At 55.8% G+C, this 23,327-nt stretch carries 15 protein-coding genes; 12 read left to right on the forward strand and 3 right to left on the reverse strand.

From position 1 onward, the window contains the following. Positions 1–235: 235 nt before the first annotated feature. The gene (locus PY650_RS05820; protein ID WP_285878090.1) at positions 236–781 is read right to left on the reverse strand and encodes a helix-turn-helix domain-containing protein; all 546 of its coding nucleotides are present in this window, start codon (positions 779–781) and stop codon (positions 236–238) included. A 540-nt stretch (positions 782–1,321) separates the two neighbouring features. Here PY650_RS05820 and PY650_RS37330 point away from each other — a divergent pair. From PY650_RS37330 to PY650_RS05855, 8 genes are all read left to right on the forward strand, one after another. Continuing rightward, complete coding sequence (locus PY650_RS37330) at positions 1,322–1,576, forward strand: AAA family ATPase (RefSeq protein WP_432761490.1); 255 nt, start codon at positions 1,322–1,324, stop codon at positions 1,574–1,576. 634 nt (positions 1,577–2,210) lie between these two features. Then, positions 2,211–4,157 carry an AAA family ATPase gene (locus tag PY650_RS05825; RefSeq protein ID WP_285878091.1) on the forward strand — a complete coding sequence of 649 codons (1,947 nt, stop codon included), beginning with the start codon at positions 2,211–2,213 and terminating at the stop codon, positions 4,155–4,157. Beyond that, the gene (locus tag PY650_RS05830) at positions 4,157–4,927 is read left to right on the forward strand and encodes a metallophosphoesterase (RefSeq protein ID WP_285878092.1); all 771 of its coding nucleotides are present in this window, start codon (positions 4,157–4,159) and stop codon (positions 4,925–4,927) included. Before PY650_RS05825 ends, PY650_RS05830 begins: the two co-directional genes overlap by 1 nt. A 656-nt stretch (positions 4,928–5,583) precedes the next feature. Further along, entirely contained in the window at positions 5,584–5,946 is a 363-nt protein-coding gene (locus PY650_RS05835; protein WP_285878093.1) for a hypothetical protein, read from the forward strand. A gap of 171 nt (positions 5,947–6,117) precedes the next feature. Further along, positions 6,118–6,450 (forward strand): hypothetical protein, encoded by a 333-nt coding sequence (locus PY650_RS05840; protein ID WP_285878094.1) that lies wholly within the window; start codon positions 6,118–6,120, stop codon positions 6,448–6,450. After that, positions 6,447–7,040 (forward strand): hypothetical protein, encoded by a 594-nt coding sequence (locus PY650_RS05845; protein WP_285878095.1) that lies wholly within the window; start codon positions 6,447–6,449, stop codon positions 7,038–7,040. Before PY650_RS05840 ends, PY650_RS05845 begins: the two co-directional genes overlap by 4 nt. A gap of 785 nt (positions 7,041–7,825) precedes the next feature. Next, positions 7,826–8,299, forward strand: a complete 474-nt coding sequence (locus PY650_RS05850) for a hypothetical protein (RefSeq protein WP_285878096.1) — start codon at positions 7,826–7,828, stop codon at positions 8,297–8,299. Positions 8,300–8,466: 167 nt separating this feature from the next. Continuing rightward, the gene (locus PY650_RS05855; RefSeq protein WP_285878097.1) at positions 8,467–9,720 is read left to right on the forward strand and encodes a hypothetical protein; all 1,254 of its coding nucleotides are present in this window, start codon (positions 8,467–8,469) and stop codon (positions 9,718–9,720) included. Positions 9,721–9,904: 184 nt separating this feature from the next. On the opposite strand, the gene PY650_RS05860 is transcribed toward PY650_RS05855, so the two are convergent. Then, entirely contained in the window at positions 9,905–10,450 is a 546-nt protein-coding gene (locus PY650_RS05860) for a hypothetical protein (protein ID WP_285878098.1), read from the reverse strand. A gap of 377 nt (positions 10,451–10,827) precedes the next feature. On the opposite strand from PY650_RS05860, the gene PY650_RS05865 reads away from it, so the two are divergent. After that, positions 10,828–11,328 carry a putative pterin-binding protein gene (locus PY650_RS05865; protein WP_285878099.1) on the forward strand — a complete coding sequence of 167 codons (501 nt, stop codon included), beginning with the start codon at positions 10,828–10,830 and terminating at the stop codon, positions 11,326–11,328. Further along, positions 11,325–13,022, forward strand: coding sequence for a hybrid sensor histidine kinase/response regulator (locus PY650_RS05870; RefSeq protein WP_285878100.1), 1,698 nt, complete (start codon positions 11,325–11,327; stop codon positions 13,020–13,022). Before PY650_RS05865 ends, PY650_RS05870 begins: the two co-directional genes overlap by 4 nt. Here the strand turns inward: PY650_RS05870 and PY650_RS05875 are convergent. After that, positions 13,009–13,878 (reverse strand): helix-turn-helix domain-containing protein, encoded by an 870-nt coding sequence (locus PY650_RS05875; protein ID WP_349644477.1) that lies wholly within the window; start codon positions 13,876–13,878, stop codon positions 13,009–13,011. The two genes, PY650_RS05870 and PY650_RS05875, sit on opposite strands and share 14 nt — an antisense overlap. Before the next feature lie 995 nt (positions 13,879–14,873). Between PY650_RS05875 and PY650_RS05880 the strand changes: the two genes are divergently transcribed. Both PY650_RS05880 and PY650_RS05885 read left to right on the forward strand, forming a co-directional pair. Then, positions 14,874–22,598, forward strand: a complete 7,725-nt coding sequence (locus PY650_RS05880) for a beta strand repeat-containing protein (protein WP_285878101.1) — start codon at positions 14,874–14,876, stop codon at positions 22,596–22,598. An 81-nt stretch (positions 22,599–22,679) separates the two neighbouring features. Beyond that, on the forward strand, positions 22,680–23,291 hold the full coding sequence (locus tag PY650_RS05885; protein WP_285878102.1) for a hypothetical protein: 612 nt from the start codon (positions 22,680–22,682) through the stop codon (positions 23,289–23,291). The last annotated feature ends 36 nt before the right edge of the window (positions 23,292–23,327 follow it).

Here is a 23,327-nt window from a genome sequence, read left to right on the forward strand (position 1 = left end):
GCAACCTGACCGTCGTCAACTCAGGGCCTCGCCCCCCGGACCACATTCCCGAGGCCAGGTTGTTGCTCTGTAACATTTTGCACGCAGTAGTAATCAGGCGTTATTGAATTCGCTTCAATGCTTGCCAACCAAGGTGCTAGGGGCTGACGCATCGAGAGCGTGGTTCTTAGAAAAGCCTGCCACGTGAATTGCCGTAGAGGCGCTACTTAACCGCCCAACAATAATAAAACACTGGTCAAGACCGGGCCTTGTCCGAACCCCATTGGACGCCAACGCCGTAGTATTTCCCAGTTGACGGGTCACCCCATCCAGTAAACTCGAGGCCTTCAGCTTTGTAGTAGCGCACTAGCGTTTGGTAGGACTCGGCCCACGTCTTGCCAGCTTCCAGACCTTTAACGGCAGCAGGTGTCAATCCTGCGGCCGCGGCTACATCCGTCTGCTCTCTGCCGAGGAAGGCTCGTGCCGCTTTAAACGATACGGCGACGTCCATCGCGTGGAGACCTTCAAGTGCCTTTCCGGTTACCTGCGAGCTTGGAGCTGCCCATCTAACCCCACATCGAGTGATTTCCGAACCAATCGATGCCTCGCCCAGAAATTGGATATTGTTCGCGAGATAGAAGTCTACGAGGAGCAAGTTTGTGTCCGCCAGCAGATAGCTCGAATTCTCGACAACAGAGAGCGACTTTTGGGAAATGCCTGCCCGTTCCGCAACGCCACGCTGCGAAAGGTTCAGAAGCGCGCGAGCGGCTCGGAGAGCCTCGGCAGGAGCCAGTATTCTCATTACGTCGAAAAGCCGGTCGCAGCCGAAATTGTCAATAAGTGACGTCTGAGGTCTTCCAAAACCTCAAGAAGTCGTTATAAGGGACTCAGTGATGGCAGAATCGGTATCAATGATTTGAGGTCAGCTTTGAAACAGGACGAATCGGATACCCGAAATTGTTTTGGAACGTCCCGATTGGCGCTCGCCGGACTCCTAAGGGGCTGGCAGGTGATCTCGAAATCGTCGACGAATGTGACGTCTCGAGGTCGGCACAGGTGGCAATCGATCGCTGGACGAATAGGGCTCAGGAGCCTGCCATGCCTTATTGGCAGGCCACTCGGACATCCCGGCATTCGGGACGGACGGGCGGCATGTTCAAGCCAGTTGCTTTATCTGGACCCCCATCGCGGTGTGGCACGCACTCTGTCACGCTGGTATGGCCTCGGGGCGCAGTTGGAGCCCGACTACTGGGATGATCATTTTTCCAAGTGCCATGATCACCGAGTAATCGGATCTCCGGACACCAACTTTACCGGAGTCTTGAAATCGCAGGAGTATGCGATGCCAACAACACGTTCGCGCAAACGAAAAGCGTCAATCCTGGCCATCGACGAACTAGACAATTTTGGGCGATCGGACCGAGGCGGGTCGAAACGGCCCTATCTGGAAGCCGTGATGGCGGGGCTTCTTCACTTTCTGGATGGCTTTGATCGCGGTGAAAGCGCCGTTGTCGTCGGAGCCCGCGTTCATCCCGATCGGCCTGATCCAGCAATCCGGGCGTCCGGGACGACTGGACCACCGGCTCGGAACTCCTGAATACCGGAGTGATCGCATTGCCAGCGGCAAGACTGCAAATTTCCTGAGGCCAATTTGAGCAGTCTGAACCGTTCGGGGTTTTAAAATTCTAGGAGAGCGTAATGCCGTTCGGGCAAACGAACTCGTGTGCCCTGGTATTCAACCGAAGCGATGGATTGAACGCCGATTCTTTTGCGCTTCACCTAGCGGAGCTTGCGGAGACACATATGACGGAACCCAACAGAGGCATATATCTCGGGGACGATCGCCGGCTACTGCTTGCCAGGCTGCAGTCTCTCGTAGCGGATTTGGGAGCAACCGAATTTCCGGACCCGTCGAATATTTCGGTGGTCATGGATCAATGGCAAGTCGGTAAACGGGAGGTGCCGTGTCTCCTGGGCAGTGCGTTTGGACATCCCAAGTTCTTCGATGGAAGCCTGTCCATTTCGTCCGAGCTTTTCTACCTTGATGTTGAAAGCGGGATCGCTCGAACACTTTCGCGATGGTATCGCCTCGGCTCACGATCCAATCTGGAAAGATAGCAAAACTTCGTCTGGCCATGTCCGGCGACGACCTCATTTTCGATAGCTAGATCACATTTCCGCAACCGATAACGTCGGAAGGCATTGCCGTGCGCAATAAAGAGTTGAACGTCTTGCCTACACTAAAACAAGCTTTGGCCTTCTGCATCGCCAAGCGATTTCTGAGACCTTTCCGTAATCGGAAAGATGTCAATTTCCTCGCAACTGTCGTCGTCGCAATCGAAGGGATGGCGGACGCCATCGAGGTGGCTTGCGAACTCGTCCTGAACGGTAGAGCGCGCACCAGAATCTGCGCCGGTGGTCGCGACGCGGTCATCGAACTGATCACAGACTCCAAAAAGCAAAGAGACGTACTGGCCCGAGTTCAGGAACCCAACGTGGTCGTGCTGGTGTTTAAGGACGAAGGTCAGGTCCCGCCTGAAATTAGAGATTTCGCCGATGTATATGAGGTCATCGACAAGCTCGACCCGCGCCTAATGAAAGCCGCGGTCTACCAAGCATTTGCGACCAAGATTTCGCTGAGCGACGCCCAGTTTATTCTGGAGCAACCGATTGAAGATTGGTCGATGGCGTTCCGGACGGGTCGACCAGTCGAGCGATCCCTGATGTTGTTGAGGAAGAAGGACGAGCAGCGACAAGCCGCGGTGCAGAAAACGGAGATGGTGGCGAAGCCGCTCAGTCTGGAGGAACTCCATGGCTACGGAGAGGCCAAGGTGTGGGGTCTTGAATTGGCCAGCGATCTTGCTCGGTATCGACGTGGCGAGATTGCCTGGGCGGACGTCGAACCAGGACTGCTGCTATCCGGTCCAACGGGAGTCGGCAAGACCCGCTTCGCCCAGGCTCTCGCGACCACTTGTTGCGTGCCCTTGATCCACGCTTCATACGCGCGATGGCAGAGTGAAGGACATCAAGGCGATATGCTTGCTGCAATGTATCAGGACTTCAAAGCGGCACAGGCAAAGGCACCCGCTTTACTACTCGTCGACGAGCTCGACAGCTTCGGGTCACGGGCGAACGGAGATAGTCACTCACGCAGCTATACCCGCCAAGTCGTCAATGGCTTTCTTGAATGTCTCGACGGAGCGACCGCGAGGTCAGGTGTTATCGTCATCGGCACTACCAACCATCCCGAAATGATAGACCCTGCGATCCTTCGTCCCGGAAGGTTCGATCGTCACATCGCCATTGCGCTTCCAGATTCGAAGGCCCGGCTCGCAATCTTGCGGCAGTACCTCCCGACGGCCATCCCGGGCGAACACGAAACGCGGATTATTGAGGAAACGGAAGGGATGTCCGGCGCAGAGCTTGAGCAGCTGGCACGAGAGAGCCGGCGTTGTGCAAGGGCTCTGAACCGTGAAGTCGCCGTTGACGATATGCTTGCATGCCTACCGAAAACGCAGATCGTTCCGCCAAAGCGATTGGCCATTTTGTCGATCCATGAGGTCGGGCATGCCATTGTCGCGCTCGCTCTCGGCCGGCGTATCGAAATCATCAGAATAGCGGACCGCTATCGGGCGGACTCAGGTGGAGGCATCGAGTTGGGAACTGTCCGCCTCGAACACACCGATCGTCGTCGCACCGCTCGATCCTATTGCGAGGAAATTTGCGTCGCTCTGGCCGGAATCGCCGCAGAGATCGAGCTCGTCGGCGAACACGACGACGGCGCGGCTGGCTATCCGGATTCGGATCTCAACAAGGCGACGCAACTGGCCACCCTTGTCGAAGGCGTCCTCGGTTTCGGTGACACGCTTGTCGTGGAGCAAAATCCTCTCGATATCGACCAGCTCTCAAGACTTCGGTTGAGAAGCCCGCACTTGTGGGGGCGCGTTGATCGATTGTTGGCATCGCAGATGCGCGAAACGAGAAGGATCGTAGCCGAAAATCGGTCGGCGATTGGGGCTCTCGCGGCGGAGCTCACCGTGCGGAAAACGATGACCGGAACGGAAGTCTCGGAGTTTCTGCAGTCGGCAGCCTACGTGGTCGTCATGGCCAGGGACCTCGCGGGAAACAACCCTGAAGACATAAAGATGCGACGACAGCGAGCGGAGAGGGCAAACTGATGAAGCTATGGATTCTGTCCGATCTCCATCTAGACGTTAGCGAGCTCGCCGAACTCGATATTCCGGAGGCCGACGTCTGCGTCGTCGCTGGCGATATCTTTACTCGCGGCGTCGTTCCAAGCCTCCGATGGCTTGATGACCGCATCACCGCGCACATGCCGGTCGTTTTCGTCGCCGGCAACCACGAGTTCTATCACAGTGGAATCATTCAAGGGCACATCGCGGCGACCCGCTATGATGCAAGAGGAGACCTCCACTATCTTGAAAACGGGTGTGTGGAGATCGACGGTGTTCTTTTCGCCGGCGCAACGCTCTGGACCGATTTCGACCTGTTCGGACCGGAGTGGTCGCACAGAGGGATGCAAAATGCCGCCGCCGCGATGAACGATTTCCGGCTCATCGCCTTCGGTGATGAACCGTCGCAGCGCTTCAAACCGATACATTCGCTGAAGATCCACCAGGAAAGTCGACGTTTTCTGGACGGTATCCTCGCGAAATATCGAGATCAGAAAGTTGTCTTCGTGACACATCATGCCCCGAGCATGCTGTCGGTCGAGGAAAAATATCGTACCGATCTGCTTACCACGGCGTTCGCATCGAATCTCGAGGACTTGATGGCACCGGGCGGTCCGACTCTATGGATTCATGGGCACGTCCATCACTTCGTCGATTACACCATCAACGACACGCGGGTGATCGCCAATCCGAGAGGCTATCCCCGGGAAGAGTGCTATCGGCAATTCGACCGGAGTTTCGTCATCGAAGTCTGACATCTCGGAAACCTGGCTCCACCGAATCGTTGCAGAGAAGGACGGATGCAATGGCGAAACGCTCGCGGTCGTCTCCAAAAGGTAAAGCACGGACTGCTATGCCGGGCTCGCTCGGGGAGGCGCTCGACGAGGTCGGCTTTCAGCCGCTGGGCCGCCGGATCACGGTCGGAAAGCAGACCGCAAGACATCCCCGGGCTTCGACCGACTGGGCGGTTCCCGCAATCGAGTTCTTCCGGTTTACGCTTCCGCGCGCTCCGAACGGCAACTGGGAACATCTCTTTATCGCGGCTCACGAAGTAGCTTGCCAAGCTTTGGCGATGCTGGGTCACTCCGTCGTTATCGACGGCGGTGCAAAACCAGTCTCCAACCCCGTATTGCCGGCGGTACTTCCGCGATGGGACGATATAGCCACCGCAGTCGTTTGGTCGGCGGGTCAGTCGGGGCTCCTAAGCTATCGGCGGCGCGGGGGAACGGGCTATGGAAAAAGATCGCCAAGCCTTCCAAGATCGAACATACGGGCTGGATATGGATGCCCTCCTGCCTACCTGGCGGCGGAGGCGTTTCCAGTCTTCCAAAGTCTTGGACTGATTTTGGATCGCCGCTGGACAGCGGTTGCTGAAACGATCCTCTGGCGCGATACCCCTCACGAGGCGGGAATGAATTTCGCGAAGGACCGCCGTTTCATCGAGGCCCTCGAAGTTGCCCTAACAAGCGTTCCCGAGGATGTCGCGGCGAAAATCAGAGACATCGCGGCGATGCCCGCGACGGACGTCGCGGAGATAGTGGAATTCGTAGAGCGGCACGCACCCTTCCATACGACGAAAGACGAGGTTCTGGTATATCTGCAAGACCGAAGCCGCCGCTTGTTGTGTGAACTGTTCGCAAAGCGATGGCGGTTGGGCGACGGATGGCTGTCCGCCGGAGAATGCAAACGCGCCCTGTTTCTCGAGTTGGACCCGCTTTCAATTCAGATGAGCTTGGAGTTTGCCAAAGTCTTTGTTCCTTCAGGTATCGGATGAGAAGTTAGGGATTGAACGACTATCGATTTCTCCTGGTGGCAGTCGAAACGCGAGGCAGCCGCCTTGCGCAAAATGGCTCTCTACCCACGCACGACTTCATAGGCCGTACGCTTGCGGCTGAGACACTAGACTTGGAGAACACCACGAAAATGCGCCTCAGAGGGTCGCTCGATGTTGAAGAACACGACCATGAATCTGCCGGATGAACTGATTGCCAGGGTAAGAGCGTACGCCGCGCAAAATCGGCCAACCATGACCGCGATCCTGCGTGAGCATTTTGAAGCGATCACAGAACCAGAGAGAGAGATTTCCGACGAAGACCCGCTTCTGGCTTATTCCAAAGGGCTACTCTCAACGCGAGAAGCTGTTCGCCGCCTTGGTCTGAGGGACTACGCCGACCTGCCCGTCGCGCTGGGAGACGCCGACCTTCCTATGCCACCCCCACCGGCGCACGAAATCGACAGCCAGGCCGCCATCTTCGCAAAGCTTTGGAGGATGGGATGAAGAGGTGCACGATCATCCTGCCTGAAGCGGGTCCGATCAATAGCTTGTGGGTGGCTGATCGGCTCAATCTCCTGCTTGAACTGGATATGCGGATCGTTATCGTCGACGCCGCCTATGACGAACTCACCCGCAATCTTTCCTGCCTCAAAGATGCCGAGGTTAAGGATTTCATCGATGGCAACTCTCCACCTTTCGTGATCGAGCGGACAGACATAGGTGAGACCGAACGGCATAAGCGGCGGCTTGGACAAAAGCTGAAGAAAAATGCCGGAGAGCTCGCTATGGTCGATTTCATCTCCGACGAAGGAGGTCTTGAACGCTATCTCAAGGCCAAGGAACCTGTCGCGATCCTGTTCGAGGACCCTGGCCTAAGGGTTTTCAACAGGCCACCAAATCTCCACCTGATCTCAACCGTGGGCCTGCTCCGTGGATTGGAAGATGTGGGCGTCATCGCGTCAGCGGACGATGTAATCGATGAAATGCTTCATCCGAGCAAGCCCGGCAGAAGGCCCGAGGACGCCAGAAAGTTCACCGATCTTCCTGACGGGATCGATGAGCTAGCAGCGATTGGCAGCTCTGGGAAGCCCTGAACGAGAGGCAGTCCGTCTCTATGTTTTATCGCCTGATCTCGATTCCACATTCTCGTTAGTGGCTGGGGAGGATTTCTATACGCATTTCTATCGCAGATGGCGTCTTCGGGAGGGTGGCTTTCGAAAGACGTCAACCTTGACGATCGTTTCCTCAAATAGTGCCTGGACGAAAGCGAGTTTATCGAGGTCAACGGATGACTGTTCGTCTTCGAAGATGTCGAGCCGAAAGCGCCGCGGCTGGGACGTGGCGGATACCAGCCATGACTGAGCGATCTATTTCCCAGCATAACAAAGACCATCACGCGGAAAGCCATTGCCCGAAAGGCAATCGAGCCGAAATAATTTGGCTCCGACAAACGTCGCGGCAGTCGCCTCGCGCCAGGTGCCAAGCTAAAGCATTGTTCCTGCAATGGGATCACCGTCACGCCAGTCGTGCAATCACGACAGAGCTGTGCAGGCGCTTCCCGAGCTGCTGGGATGGTGTGGGCCATGGTTCGCCGGGGGCGATGCCGACGGATCGGGACACGTCTACGTGCAGGCGAGCGAACATTTGCTGTGCGCGGGGAGGTATCGGGATGGTTAGGGTTCAAATTCCAGCTTATACAGATCGTTGGATTGTGGGCGATCGCTGAGGCGGGCTCCTCAAGGTCACGCGACCGAGGGCAGCGCTGGCAGTATCTGCGCGGCGCTACTGACCAGCGGAGAAGGCCCACGGCGTTGGGTTCGCACACGTAAATGCGGCAAGGTGGTGCGGGTAATCCGGGCTGATTGCGAGGTGGTCTGAATTGAAACCGATCTACATTGCATGGGCTATTCGGTTAGCCATTGAAGCATTGACCATCGCCGCTATCGCGGCCTTCTACGTTGCCAACGCATTTGATCCCAGCCCGTTCCTTAAAACCTTCCTGATCATCTACGGGGTTTGGTACGGCTTCTGCTTCGTGATGTGGTTCTACCGGAACATCGCTGACTGGATCGTTTACCGATTGACGAAACAGATGTTTGTCGACGAGGAAGTCAAGGGAATGGAGCTGTGCAAGCTGCCGGTCGACCAGTTCCCATACGAAGAACTTGGGACGTATCTTGACCGAATCGTCGAAGATCCCGCAGCGCCCGGCATCGCCAAGGCCAAGGTCGGTTACTACACGGCAATTTTGGAACGTGCCCAGACCAGCGGGTTTCTGTACCGAATGCGTTTGGAGCGCGTCCTCAAGGAGGCGCGCATCAAATACAAACAGCTGCACGGGGAACATCTGTGAGCGACGGTGAACAATGCGGTGGAACTGATCGCGGCAAGCTGAAACAGGTGATCCGTGCGCTGTCACAAGGGTCGGGCGGCAATCTTCAACCTGACCGGCGACGGACGCGATGAAGCCCGAATTTCGAGCGGGCATTCGGACCAAGCGCTCTAACAGAAGCTGTGACTTTGTTTGGCCAACGTCTTAACCGCGAGACTGCCGGACCCAACCAAAGTGAGCAAAGATGGACTTGCGTAGCCAAGCAGATTTTTTCCAAAGAGCCTTTCAATGGGGATTATAGTCGTATGCAACCCAAACGTATCGTAATAACCTCTGACCTGTTGCGCGTCACAGCTGAAAAAACGTCACGGAAGGGATTTGCGACAAACACAAATCTCTTCGCTGCAATTCTGACGCCACAGATTTCGGCGGCAACCCGCCTACCGGTTACCATATTAGAATGGGACGATGCATCACCATTCGACGGCAAGGCCGTTTATGACGCCTTTGGTCTGGAGGCGAACGCCGGGAGTTGGGCAAGGATCTTCGCGGCCGATGCGACAGATATTGTTTGCGCGTTGTTCCTGCCCCACGTCGAAAATTCATTGGTAATAGGTTTCGAGATCTCACCGCTACTGCAGAAAGTTCTCAATCGCCTGGATATACCCTTTGTCGACATGCGATGGCATCCATTGCGGTTTCTCGACGATATATTCTTCGGATTTTCGTCGAACCGTAGCGAACTATCGGCCGCAATCGCGCCATATGCGCTATCCTGTCAGGAAGTCGATTTCCATGTCGGCCTTCACAAGGCGACTGCAATTCGGCGTAGCGCTTTCAAAACAAGGGGGCGATCCTGCGATACGCTGATCGTCGGTCAGACCCCATTCGATGCGTCGTTGATCAATGACGAACGGATCGCTACCCTGCTTGATCATAAAGACAGAATAGCGGAACTTGCCAAGACCGGTTCCGTCGCTTTTCGCCCACACCCCTTCTCGCCTCATCCGAGCCCGGCATTGGCCGCGTTCCTCGAGGATCATGGCATCGCGCATGTCGACAGCGATATCGATATGTACGAGCTTCTATGCGACGACTCCCTTCAGCGCGTTGTCGGTCTGAGTTCGGGAACCCTTGATGAAGCAACGTTCTTCGGACTGAGTGTGACCAGATTCATACCCCAACGATTCCGTTACCTTCCACACGTCATGGACGCTTTTCAGACGGACAATGAGTCATTGGTCTATACGGGGATTTATCATGCGTTTCTCAACGTCGATTTCTGGGCTGACATCCTCCGATCGACGCTGGAGCGTACCTGGCCAAACGGCAATCCAATTCCCTTCAAATCCGATCGTTTGCGGCATGTGAACGGAGCTTACTGGGGCCTTCTCAATACTGGTGGAACCAACCTCGTTATGTCTTACAATACGCCAGAATGAGTGCGCCGCGGCTACATTCGTGGTGATCTCGGCGGTGGGATGTTAACCGGCACACCCAGACACATGGTTCGAAGACATGACAAACCCCGGCCCATAAAACTCAAACGTCTCCAAATAGACGTAGCTAAGCGGGCACCGAGTTGTGATGCCCTACTGAACCTCTGTCAACGTTGAGAGGAGTTCTCTAGACGTTCCGCAGTTCCGACGGGAGCAGCCGGTATTCCTTTATCAAGATCACGCCATTACCGTTGAAGAAGAGAGCCTGATTCAGCCAATATTGATCGGGGGCCTTCTGCGATACCACTCCCTTTGATAGCAATTCGTTGAGACCACTTTGAAATTGTGTTTCGTTCATCTCCGTCCTTTTGCCGTTCAACTGGCCCTCGGAGAAGAAGAGCGTGAGACTATCACGATGCCCGTCCGATATTCTGGCTTGTTGGTATTCGACCAGTATGACTTTAAACACTTCATATCCAGCGCTGCCAAGATCGAACGCAGCACGAACGCCATCCGTGAGCGCCTCTGCAAAGTGCTCCTCGTTGACGTCTTCAATGACGTGAATCACGCCGGAACCTACTTCCCCAGCATTGGGGTCCATCAACTCGCGCGGAGTGGTGCGAGTCTTCACCCTCTTGCGCTGGACCTGGACTTCTTTTGCTCCGGACGTAAAAGCGCTGCTTGTCGGGGAGGGCGCCGGCGCCCGCGCCCGCAATTGGGCATCATCAGACATAGTTTATCCTTTGAAAAAATGACCAAACTTAGCTTCCATGAGAAGCTTAATATACGCTACGCGGATAAATGTAAGCCATTTCCGGTGTGACGGGTGCGGCAGGCGTGATTTTCGAGCAGCTGATATTCTCTTGGGCGTGGCGGAATAGGTATGGCATCAGACGAAACAATAATAAATTTCGCCACTTCCTCAGGTTGTTTCATATGGATGACCACTTTATGCGAATTTCGAACATTTCCAAAATTGCGCTGATATTTCAAGCACGATACACGCTCATACCATCGAGGCATGGGCGAGGGCCGTCTGAATTGAATTAAACCATGTAGTTTCGATAAAAGGGATCTATCGGTATGCTTAAAAGGACGATACTTTCTTTCATGTGGGTGATGATTGGCGCCTATTTGGGTGCGGATGTGACACATGCAGCCCTGCGCCTTCCGAATGGATGTAAGCAGAACGTCTTCCTGACGATTTCTGGCAAAATTGATAAGATAACGAATAGCGCAGACAGTAGCTATGAGATGTCCGAGCGCGAATTTCTTGCGCTGCCGACATCGACGGTGACAACATCCACACCATGGACTCCCAAGAGCGACTTCGTTGGGCCTTTGCTTGCTAAAATTCTCCAAGAAGTAGCGGCGAGAGGAAGTAAACTGCGTCTCGTAGCGCTTGATGATTTTAGCGTGGAGGTTGATGGTGACTATCTGGGCAAATATGGAACTATATTGGCTAGTAGCAAAGACGGGGTTCGTCTAACCGTCAGAGATTTCGGACCGATCTTCGTGATGTATCCTCGCGACAGCTTCAGAAAGGAACTGGACACGCCATTTGCAGCATCACACATGGTTTGGCAATTGTGCGGGATCGAGGTGGAATGAGATTATTCCATCTGACCTGGTTTAGTATTCCCGCAACGATTGTAGTCATATGCATTGGCGTCGCGGTGTACAATTGGAGCGCCATAAGAGAGGAATATATTCTTTGGGATTCCAGCAGCACCAAGAATCCATCGTATTTATACTGGCCGACCGCACAGGCGCAAAGAGCGCTTGAACCCGTCAGGTTGGATTTGAAGACGATTGCTGATGGATCTCCTGTTGATCCGGATGCGCTTTCGTTCCACATTGATGTTTTGATTTCTGCCATCAATATCATAACCCGCCCCTCGGAGCTGAATGATCGTTTTAGGCGACTTCCAGGGTTCTCGAGCGATTTGCCAATCCTGTCAGAATTCGCAACAAACGCTCCGCCTGCGAGTAAACCGAAGCTATCGCCAGCAGAGGCTCAGGCCTTGTTGCTCAAACTGGAAGATATATCCTCTGCTTTAGACCAGATATCCAAGGCGGCCTGGGACCAGGATACTGAGTTGAAGGAGAAGTCCTTCGAGATGATCCAGGCAGGGCATACCATCATTCTGGTGATCGCGGGTTTGCTGGTTTGCGCAATCCTGTCGTTTGCTATCATTTCAATATTCTACTGGTGGGCCATCGCGGCAAGGACCCGCGCCGTGGCCGCTGCTGAGCAAGCGGTTGAAGACAAAATCTCCTTCCTCGCCATGATCAGCCATGAACTCAGAACGCCCCTTCAGGCCATCGTCTCAGCGTTGGATGTCCTCGAACGGCCCCAAGATGTAAAGACCCGAAATGAGTTGACCGCGCGCATCCGTCGGGCGGCAAACAGCCTGGCTGTCCAGCTTCGCGACATGCTGACGCTGGCCCGAGCTCAAACGGGGTATATCGAACTGCAACCGAGCGTCTTCGAGGCGGGGGAGCTTGTCCGGGAGGTGGTGGAAAATTATCAAGTCGCGGCGAATGCCAAGCATTTGGAGCTGCGGCAAACCGATCCCGATGAGGCTGTTTTTGTTGTCGCGGACAGTGAGCGTATTGCGCAACTTCTGCACAATCTCGTTTCAAACGCGGTTAAGTATACATCGACCGGTTATGTTCGAGTTGATCTTGTCTCATTTCACGAGAAGGTGGGCGAATTGGTGCTCCGCGTTGTGGATACCGGGCCTGGATTGCCGCCAAGAATCCTTGAAAACAGAACCGAGGCAGCGGGGCTCGTCAGCCTTGGCAGTGGGCGAGGCATTGGCCTGTCGGTTGTCCAGACTTTGTTGCGCCAACTCGGTGCGCGCATGACAATCAGCAGCGCGCCAGGTGGCGGCAGTATATTTGACGTCAGAATACCCGCGGTAGCGGCGGAGCCTCGATACGAGGTGTCCGACGTTCGGAAGCGGGTCCTCATTGTTGACGATCATCCCGACCTTCTGAAAGGCTTTTCGACCGTGCTCGAAGAGCTTGGATTTCTGACCGACATCGCGCCATCCGGCATGACAGCGCTGAACTACATCGCCGCACACACCTATTCAGCGATCTTCATTGATCTCGACATGCCGGCCATGACCGGATGGGAGCTGGCGGCGCAAATTCGCAAGACAGAGTTGCACCAAAAGACCAAGCTTGTCGCTGTGTCAGCCGCAAATCACGGTCTCAAGCATGATCTGTCATCCTTTGACGCGATCTTGAGCAAGCCGATACGCCAGCAACAATTGCGGACGTTCATGCAGTTCTGAAACTCGCGTTCAAAGCGGCGATGAGGATCGGCATGCTCGCCGGCTTCGTGAAGAATTTCAAATTGTGCTGTGCCAGCGCCGTAGCAATATTCTCTTCGTCGGCATTGCCTGTCCTTATCTGCCCGGTCAAAATGATGATCGGGCAAAGAGCATTGCGGGCGCGAATATTTTCGACCAATTCGAGAGCGGTCTGACGCCGCGCGTCTCGTTCGATGATCCAATCAAGCACATAGGCATCGAAGTCAGCCTGCTCATTCAAGGCTTGGGGGTCGTTAAAAGAGACCGCATCAAACCCAGCCATTTCCATGTAATGCACGATCGTCTGCGCGGTATCGGCGTGGTCATCGAGTATTGCGACCCTACGACGGGAGACAGTAGGTTCAATGACCAGACGAGTGACGGCGTGTGCCGGTATGATGGACCTGGCATCGGCAGCCATCACGCGCCACGCGCCATCGATCTCGGCCGCAATCAGTGTTCCGGGAGACACCTGGCCAATGACATTTCCCAGCCGAATTCGACACGGCACAATATGGTTGTTGATGACGACGGAGGCGTCGAGCAAAGGATCGGTTTTATCCAGTGTGACGAGCTCTTCCAACGTCTCGCCGAAATGCTCGGCAAGAAGCTTCAATTCTTCCAGCGACGAGGAGGTATTCGCCGTCAGACGGCGATTTGCGGCGGAATAGGAAAGCCCCAGTATTTCGGAGACCGTTACTGCGAAGCGGTATTTCGCAATTCCGTGTCGCGTTAGCAGTGCTGTAATGCACTGAGCAGCAAGGCCGGCTTCCGCTTCGGTGGCATGCGAGCGATTTTCGATCATTCCGTGAGTATCTTCGCTTAATTCACTCGCCATTCAAGAATCCTATATTGCAAACGCGCAAAACTCGCGTATACGTAGAACAGACGCGCGCATTATGTTTAGATCTTAGCGTCCTGCTCTCGTTGTTATGGCGAATATATGTGAGGACCACAAGATAACAAGAAACAGATTGCGGTATTAAGAAAACGGATAGTGCAACCATCACGCTTAGTATGAAGCGGAAAAATCACTAGGGCAGATAAGAGTAGTAAAGGCGTTTTCTGTTTCTCTAGGATGCATACGTTTCCAATTTGTTCGCCATATGGTCGTGATTGTATTTTAAGAATTATAACGTCTGCATGAGCGTTACAGCCCAAGCGAGGTATTCTAATTCGATCGCCGCAACCTGTGCATGGGGCACCGCTCTATTCTTCTTATGAACAATTTCCGGATCGTGTCGATGTTGCAGTAACTAGACTGCTTGCGACCGCTAATGTGAAGCTTGGAGAAGTTGATTTGCATGAACCACGAAAAAAAAACGGCCGCGCTCGTCTATCCAGAGGCGAGAAGATAAAGCGCGTTCTGTATTTTGCAATATTCTATGCGTTCTGTTTTGGCGTCGTTTCTATATTTGATAGCGAATGGGTAACTGTCCCGATTTTGTGTCTTGTTATTGGCGTCGGCGTTGGTGAGCTTAATGGAATAAGGATGTTCTCCTGCTTTTCGCGACAAAGTAACGAAGATAATAAAGACATTTAGGAGAGATTTACGTGACCGATTCGGCACATGGTTTTAATGATCCAAATACTTTAGGTAGTGTATCAAATTTTGCGTCCGGTATCGCTGCGGCGTTGACTGGATTGAATAACTACCTCGACCAACTTGCCGAAAGATTTCCTAATCTTGAGATAGATATCGGATCTTTTTCAACAGTTATGTCGCGATCCGCAAAAGCCGTCAGTATTTTTGGCGGTTACCTTGACTACAGATCCTTCAGGGCAGTGGGCTATGGTGACAAGACAAGCCTTGCCTTAGCCTCAGGGACTTTTTTGGCGAGTTCGGTCGCGGGTAATGTCGCTGCGGCGATGATCGGCGGGATTTTGGCCGACACCGCAGCGGCGTTGTTTGCCGGCCCGGTGTTGGTTGGCGCTGCGTCGTTTGCGGCTGGTTACGGTATCAGCTACGTCGTTCACAGTTGGTTTCCTGGTACGGCGCCCGCGACCGGAAATATCGATCCAAAATCGACGTCTTACGGCGGTTCAACTCCTGTTGGCATTCCGAGCGCGCTGCCGACTGACACGCCGCTCGGAGCTTCGTCGGTGACGGGCAGTCTGGTGGGACAGCAGCAGGGTCAAGCGGTTGTCACCTATGCACCGACGGACCTCTCCAAATTGACGATAGCCCCGACACCGGTAACGCCGGTGATGCCGAGCGTACCAGCCACCGCGACTGATTTTTCTTCTGACCCGTTTCACGGTATTTTTGGTCCGACCGACTCCTCTTCGTCATACGGCGGTGGAAGAGGCGGCAGCGACAATTCCTCTGGCAGCTCTGGCGCGGGCGGGTCCGGTGGTGGCGCGCCCGGCGGTGTTGGCGGACAGTCTGGGGCAAATGGATCGCATTCAGGTAGCGGTGGCACTCACTCTAGTGGAACGCCCAGCGGCAGCGCGCACCCTGTTGGGACGAGCGGCGCTACCACAGGCGTGAATGGCGGCTCGCCAACCGGCAACGCTTCCTCATTGGGTTACGGCAGTCCTACTAGCTCTGCTCGGTACAATTACACCGATGACAACGGGGTTCACAGGTCCGGTACGCTATACTCATACTCAGGGGGGACGCAAATTGCCATTGGCGATGACGGGCGCATAAGCCGCTCCGACCTAAATGGCTACGATGGGGATTTTAGACCAGGTCCCGTTAATGGTGTTAGCATCGATAAAGGAGATCCGAACGCCAATGACACGGACAATAATGATTCTGACGGCGAACCCGTCCTGCTTGATCTTTCCGGCAATGGTCTCAACGTTAACACGCTCTCCAGTTCCTCACAGTTCGTGAATATTGATGGTGACAGCTATCAGCACCGCACGGCGTGGGCCGGCAATGGCACAGGCGTGCTGGTGTTCGATGCCGATGGTGACGGCAAAATCAGCAGTTCGAAAGAATTTGCCTTCACGCAATGGGATCCGACCGCGACCGGCGACCTCGAGGCTATCAAAGATGTCTTCGATACCAATGGCAACGGCAAGCTGGATGCTGGCGACGCGCAGTGGTCGAAGTTCAAGGTCATGGTCAATGGCCAACTCGTGTCGCTGGATTCGCTCGGGATCACCTCGATCGACCTGACACCGAAGGGCAGCGGCCAGACGTTCAGCGACGGCTCGGCGATCACCGGCACGACCACCTACACCAAATCCGATGGCTCGACCGGGGCGGTTGGCGACGCCGTTCTTGCCAGCGATACCAACGGCTATATCGTCAGCTCGACAGTTGTCACCAATGCGGACTCGTCCAAGACGAACACTATTCTTGCCTACAATGCGGATGGTAGCTTGGCGTTCCAGAATCTCGTGACCACCAGCAATGATGGCAATAGCGTTCAGACCCAGTATGACGATGACGGCAACGGCACGTACGATCGTTCGCAGACCGACGTGACCACCGTCGACGCCTCCGGCGTTCGAACCCGTGTTATCTCGAACTTCAATGCCGACGGCTCGCTGGTCGACAAGACGACCACGGTGACGAGCGCCGATCACTTGACCGTGAGCGGGACGCTCGATCAGGACGGCGACGGCAAGATCGATCAGAGCCAGGTCTTTGTCACCTATGCCGACGGTTCGACGTCGACGACCATCAAGGCACTGAGTGCTGCCGGCACAGTGCTCGCAGAAACACTGGTTCAAGCCAGCGCCGACGGTCTGTCGAAGACAACCGAGACCGATATCAACGGCGACGGCACCTATGAGGATGTGGTTACGGACGTCACGGTGCTGGCAGCCGACGGCTCGCGCACCCGAACGGTGAACGACAGCAGCGCCAACGGCACCCTGCTTTCCAGCGTCACCACGGCAACCAGCGCTGACAACCACTCGAAAACCGCGACCAGCGATCTCGACGGCAATGGCACAGTCGACAGGAATGACCAAACACTAACGACGATTGCCGCCAACGGCGATGTCACGACAGTGCTGACGACGACCAATGGCGATGGATCCGCACGCGGAACGGTAACGACGGTTGCGACAGCCAACGGCCTGTCGAAGACGGTTTCAACCGACATCACTGGGGACGGAGCCGCGGACGTCGTCGACTCGGATGTCACAACGGTCGCTACCGACGGCACGCGCACCGAAACGTTGCAGGAAAACAGCGCGAGCGGCATCGTGCTATCGAAAAGCGTCACCGTCACCAGCGTCGATGGCAAAACAAAGACCATTTCGGTTGATGCCAACGGCGATGGAGCGACGGACAAGCTGACGTCCACTACCGTTGCGGCCGACGGCTCAACATCGCAAACCGACAGCATACTGAATCCCAATGGTACGCTGGTCAGCAAAACCACCACATCCAGCAGCGCCGACGGTCTCTCGAAGACGATCAGCACAGACCTTAATGGCGACGGCGTTTCCGACAGAGTTACGACGGACACCATCGTGGCGGCATCGGGCGGCGATCGCACGGAGACCGTAACGGTAAAGAGCGCCAGTGGTTCCGTTCTCGGCACGTCTGTCACCACCACATCGGCTGACAGCCTGACCCAAACAGTGCAGACCGATGTCAACGGCGACGGCGTTTTCGACAGGACCGTCACTGACACCATTGTCCTGGGATCCGGCGGCACCCGTCAGGAGACAGTTGCAACGAAGAGCGGCGACGGAACGCTGCAGCAGCAGACTGTCACCCTGATCAGCGCTGACCGCCAAACCACAACGGTGACGACGGACAGCGACGGTGACGGACATATGGACAACACGAGCGTCAAGGTCGTTGCTGCCAATGGCAGCCAGGCGACTACGACAACGGCAACGAGCGCCGACGGCGTGATGCACGGGAAGACCGTCACTACGATCAGCGCCGATGGTTTGACGACAACGATCGCCGGCGATCTTAACGGTGACGGAGCGACGGATGTCACCACCGTCGACCAGACAGTCATCAATGCGGACGGCAGCCACACCGAAACGGTCACCGCGACCAGCAGCAACGGCACACTGCTCAGCAAAACGACTTCCGTCGTCAGTGGCAACGGTCTTACGACGACGGTGCAGAAGGATGTGAACGGTGACGGAGTTGTCGACACAACAACCATCCATGCATCGATACTCAACAGCAGTGGATCGACCACGACCACGACGTCCGACTATCTTGGCACAACGCTGGCGGATCAAACCAAGACTGTGACAAGTGCGAACGGCCTCGTGGTGACCACCTCCTACGACTACGACGGCAACGACACATTCGACCGAGTGGCCACCTCCAGCAAGACGCTGAATGCGGACGGCTCAACATCGGAAACCGACTCGGTTACGACCGCGACGGGCACGCTGATTTCGAACATGACTAGTACCGCGACGGCGGACGGTAAGACGGTTACAAGCCAGGTCGATCTCGATGGCGACGGCAAGAATGACATAAAGACGACCGCCGTCGTCGACGCCACCGGCCAGACGACGAAGACGGTCGAAACCTATAAGACCGGCACCACGACGCTGAGCAGCCGCGCGGTCACGGTAGCCTCGGCAAATGGTCTTTCGACGACATCGAGTTCCGACCTTGATGGTGACGGTGTCTACGAGCTAGTCACCACTGATGTCATCGCGTTGAATGCCGACGGCAGCAAAACTGAAACGATTTCCAAATTCAGCACCGGCAGCGTTTTGTCGTCCCTGACCACGGTAACGACTAGCGGAAACGGCCTGAGCACGCAGACCAATTGGGCAGACGCAACCGGAGCAACGGTCCGCTCCGGCAGCGATGTAACCATCAACAATGCCGATGGCAGCACGACGGAAACGCTGTCCTATTTCAAGGCGGGTGGTGCGCTTGAAAGCAAGACGATTACCAGTGTTGATGCACAAGGCCTGACGACAACGGTGACGTCCGATATTGACGGCGACGCTATCGTCGACCAGAAGTCGACGACCACGAAGAATGCCGATGGCAGCGTCACGAAAGTGCTGTCGGATCTGACATCGACCGGCACGACGTCGCACACGACGACGATTACGACCAGTGCCGATGGTCTCACTCGAACATTCGACTTCGACACTGACGGCAATGGGGTGACCAATACCCGCCTTGCCGACACGACGGTACTGAACGCCAATGGCAGCAAGACCAATACCGAGAAGCGGTATGAGGCGGACGTCAACGGGCAATTGGTGCTGAAGGACACGACAGTAGTCGATACTTCCGCCGATGGTCTGACGGTCACCACCAAGTGGGATCAGACAGGTTCCGGTACCTTCACCAAGAGCCGGACCGATGCAACAGTCTTGAATGCCGACGGCTCGAAAACGGAGACCGTCAGCTACTTCACCGGGTCGACATTGACGAGCCGTTATCTCACGAAAACCAGTGCCAACGGTCTGTCGGTCACCACACAAGCGGATCCGACCGGCTCCGGAACATACAGCGAGACGTCGACCGACATCACGGTCATCAACGTCAATGGAACCTCTACTCGCACGGTGTCCGATGCCAAGGCTGACGGCTCGGCGATCTCGACAATCACGACGACAACCAGCGCTGACGGACGAGTGCTGTCAACCAACGAACAGCGCACTGGCCTCGCCACGCAGAACGTCAGTGACACGATCGAGGTGCTGGCCGACGGTGCGAAGCGCGAGACGGTCGCGACGACGGATGCGAGCGGGAAGCTGATCGATAAGACCGTGACCCTGACGAGCGCGGACAAGCTGACCGTTACCATCGACCGCGACGCCAACGGTGATGGGGTCGTCGACCAACACCAGCAGACCGTCGTGGCGAACTCGAGCATCGTGACCTCAACGGTGACGGACTATAAAACTGCCGGAGTCAAAGCCGATAGTTCGACGAGCACGAAGTCAGCAAACGGCCTGCAGACGACGATCAACTGGGATCTCGACGGCAACGGCACGAACGATCGTCAGAGGGTGCAGGTCGACACAAATAATGCCGACGGCAGCAAGACGACGGTCATTTCCGACACCGATCTGACGACCGGAAAGCTGGCGACGAAGACGACGATCCAGTTGTCCTCCGACGGAACGGTTCGCACGACGTCGAAGGATGTCGACGGCGACGGAACGGTCGATCAAACCGAGACGCTGACCACAGATACGACCGGGGCCAGCGTCTCGGTCCTGACAAACAATGCGACGGCGCGCTCGGCGACATATCTGTTGTCCGGCCAAGCCTATTGGAAGCAGGCGATCGCCGCCAAGGTTGAGACCGACAGTGCTGCCGATGGCATCACGAAGATGATCAAATACGACTACGACGGCGATGGCGTGTTCGAGGTCGTCATGCAGTCGCTACGCGAGATCGACGGCTCGGTCGCTACGACAGTCACCGAGACAAATTCGGCCGGTACGGTCATTGCGAAGGGAACCGTAACAACAAGCCCCGATGGGCTGGTCACCGTCCTGAGCAAGGATTCGAACAACGATGGCGTCATTGATCATACCGAGACTGCCGTCACGCATGCGGATGGTTCAATCACGCTGACCAAGGTGGATCGCAACGCCAGCGGCGCCGTCACCCAGACGGTCGTCGACACCGTAACCGCGCTTGGCAGCCTGTCGCTGCGGGTAACCAGCGACGGCCAAGGGCGAAAGACATCGCAGTTGGCCATCGCGGCGGATGGCAGCTCTGTGACCACCAACTATGATGCCGCCAGCGGTCAGACGCTGAGTGTTTCCAATGCGAACAAGGCGGGCATCCTGACCAGTGCGGTTCTCTATGATCCGCTCAACGCCAATCCTTGGACAAGAGTCGAACAGTCCTTCGATGCGACTGGCAAGAAGACGCTCGAAAAGCAATACAACGACGATGGCACGCGGACCGAGATCACGTTCTACACGCCGACAGGCGCCCAGCAACATATCGATTATTTCAACACAGCAGGCGTCCGCACTAATAGCATCGAGTACGACGTGACAAACGCGAACGCTTGGGCAAACTACCAGCTTTCCTATGACGGCGCCGGACGCGTAACCCAGCAGATCAATCATATGGATGATGGTCGGACCGGTGTTTACAACTACGATCCGAGCAACAGCCAACCATGGTCAGCCTACATTCAGATCTACGATGCGGCAGGTCGACTGACGAGCATCGAACAGGACAATGACGACGGATCGAAAGTTACCGACATCTATGATGCCGGGAATACGGCGGCTTGGTCACACATCGCAAACTGGTATGACGCCAGTGGCCGGATGTTCCAGGAGGCCGACTATATGGATGACCGGACAAGCGGCGTTTACAATTTCGATGTCGCCAACACCCAGCCCTGGTGGCGCTATGCCCAAAATTTTAATGCGGCTGGGCAGGCAACGTATGTTGAGCAGGATAATGACGACGGCTCGCACTTTGCCGTCACCTATGACCCGACCAACGCACAACCCTGGTCACGTGTTGAGCAAAGCTTCGACGCCGCCGGACGGCTCACCGTCCAAAACAATTTCAACGACGACGGCACTCGGAATGCCTACATCTACGATGTCACGAATGTGCAGCCCTGGTCATCGCTGGTCCAGATATTCAACACTGCCGGCCAGATGACAAACCAGTACCAGTACAACGATGATGGCGGGCAGGTTCAATATGCCTTCGATGTCAACAATACGCAGGGCTGGTCTTACATCGCCAATGTCTACACAGCGAGCTCACAGCTCGTGACCGCCTATGTCTATAGCGACGATGCCAGCAAGTGGACGATCACCTCGTATGACGTCAACCACAACCAACCATGGACCTCGCTGGTCCAGAACTTCATCAATTCGGGGCACATCACGACCGCCACGTCCAATAACGATGACGGCAGCTACACGAACTATCAATACAACAGTTCCGGGACGCTGATCGCTTGGCAACGGTATGCCTTTGGTAGCGGTGGTGGCGGCGGCAGCTCCGGCTATCACATGATCGATCAGTGGCCGCAACCGAGTTACGGCGGTCACGGGCCGGTGCTGCTCGACCTCAACGGCGACGGTCATATCGATCTGCGACCGATCGACGAGAATGCGCTGGCGACGGGGTCGTCGGTCACCTTCGATTGGAATGCCGACGGCGCTCGGGATGGAACGGCCTGGGTCGGTCCTCAGGACGGCTTCCTGGCGATCGATCTCGGGAAGGACGGTCAGGCTGGTCCCGATGGTGTCATCGACCAGGCGAAGGAACTGTCCTTCTCGATGTGGGCGACCGATGATCAGGTTGCCGCCAATGGCGGCTCGGTCTCCGACCTCGACGGTCTGCGGCTGGTCTTCGACAGCAACCACGACAATGTCCTAGATGCGAACGATGACCGCTGGAGCGAGTTCCGCGTCTGGCGCGATGCCAACCAGAACGGTGTCGTGGATGACGGCGAATTGCTGACGATGTCGGACGCCGGCATCAAGCTCATCAATCTTCTGCCGACGCCGGATGGCAGCCAGTCGTTCGCCGACGGATCGGCGATCACCGGCACGAGTTCATATCAGACCAGCGACGGCACAACGCGGTATCTTGTTGGCGATGCGTCGCTTGCCTACCAGGCGGCAATTCCGCAGCAGAACGCCGCCTGAGGGCTGATCATCCACCGTCGGTGATGCCGAGCCTTTCAACGGCTCGGTAGCGCCTCCTGTATCGCGTGAGCCTACTTTACAATGGACAACACCGCCCTCGCCGAACTCGAGCAAGCGCCCGCAGATGTGCAGAGCGCTGGAGGCATCGAGATCCTTTCATTGACGGCGATCATGAAAAGGATAATCCGCGCCACAATGGCCATCATGACAGCGTTGACGTGTGGAGTTGCGCGCGCCGATTCCAACGACTGCCGACCGATTACAGAGGCGATCGGGAAGCTAAATTCTGCTGCTCAGTTTCAGCAAAAGGGCATCATCACCGCCATCGATACCGGCAAGTCGTATTCTCACGATTATCTCGTCTCCGGCGACAAAGAGTATGAGCGTGAAGATAACCGGCCTTGGACGGTCGGTGTTCGCCAGCCTATTCAATTGGTTATTGATGGCAAGTCCACTGTTTCAGAGTGTAGCCGTGATGGGGTGGAGCGGCTGGGCGATGTTTCGGCAATCGTCTACACCTACAAGCGTCTCACGCCTGGTCATCTTGTAAGGGATGTCAGGCTTTGGGTTACCGAAAGCACCGGCAAACCTCTTCAGACGGAGATAAGCATCGAGGCTGACACCAGCCGCAAAGGCAAGTTCACGTTCAGCTATGATCCAAATGCAGCTTTGCCGATGGGCGGGGATCAATGAGTAGGTACGAAAGAGTGGGCTGCATGTTGGCTGTTG

Source organism: Martinezella calliandrae, from assembly GCF_030272695.1.
Classification (GTDB): domain Bacteria; phylum Pseudomonadota; class Alphaproteobacteria; order Rhizobiales; family Rhizobiaceae; genus Rhizobium; species Rhizobium calliandrae.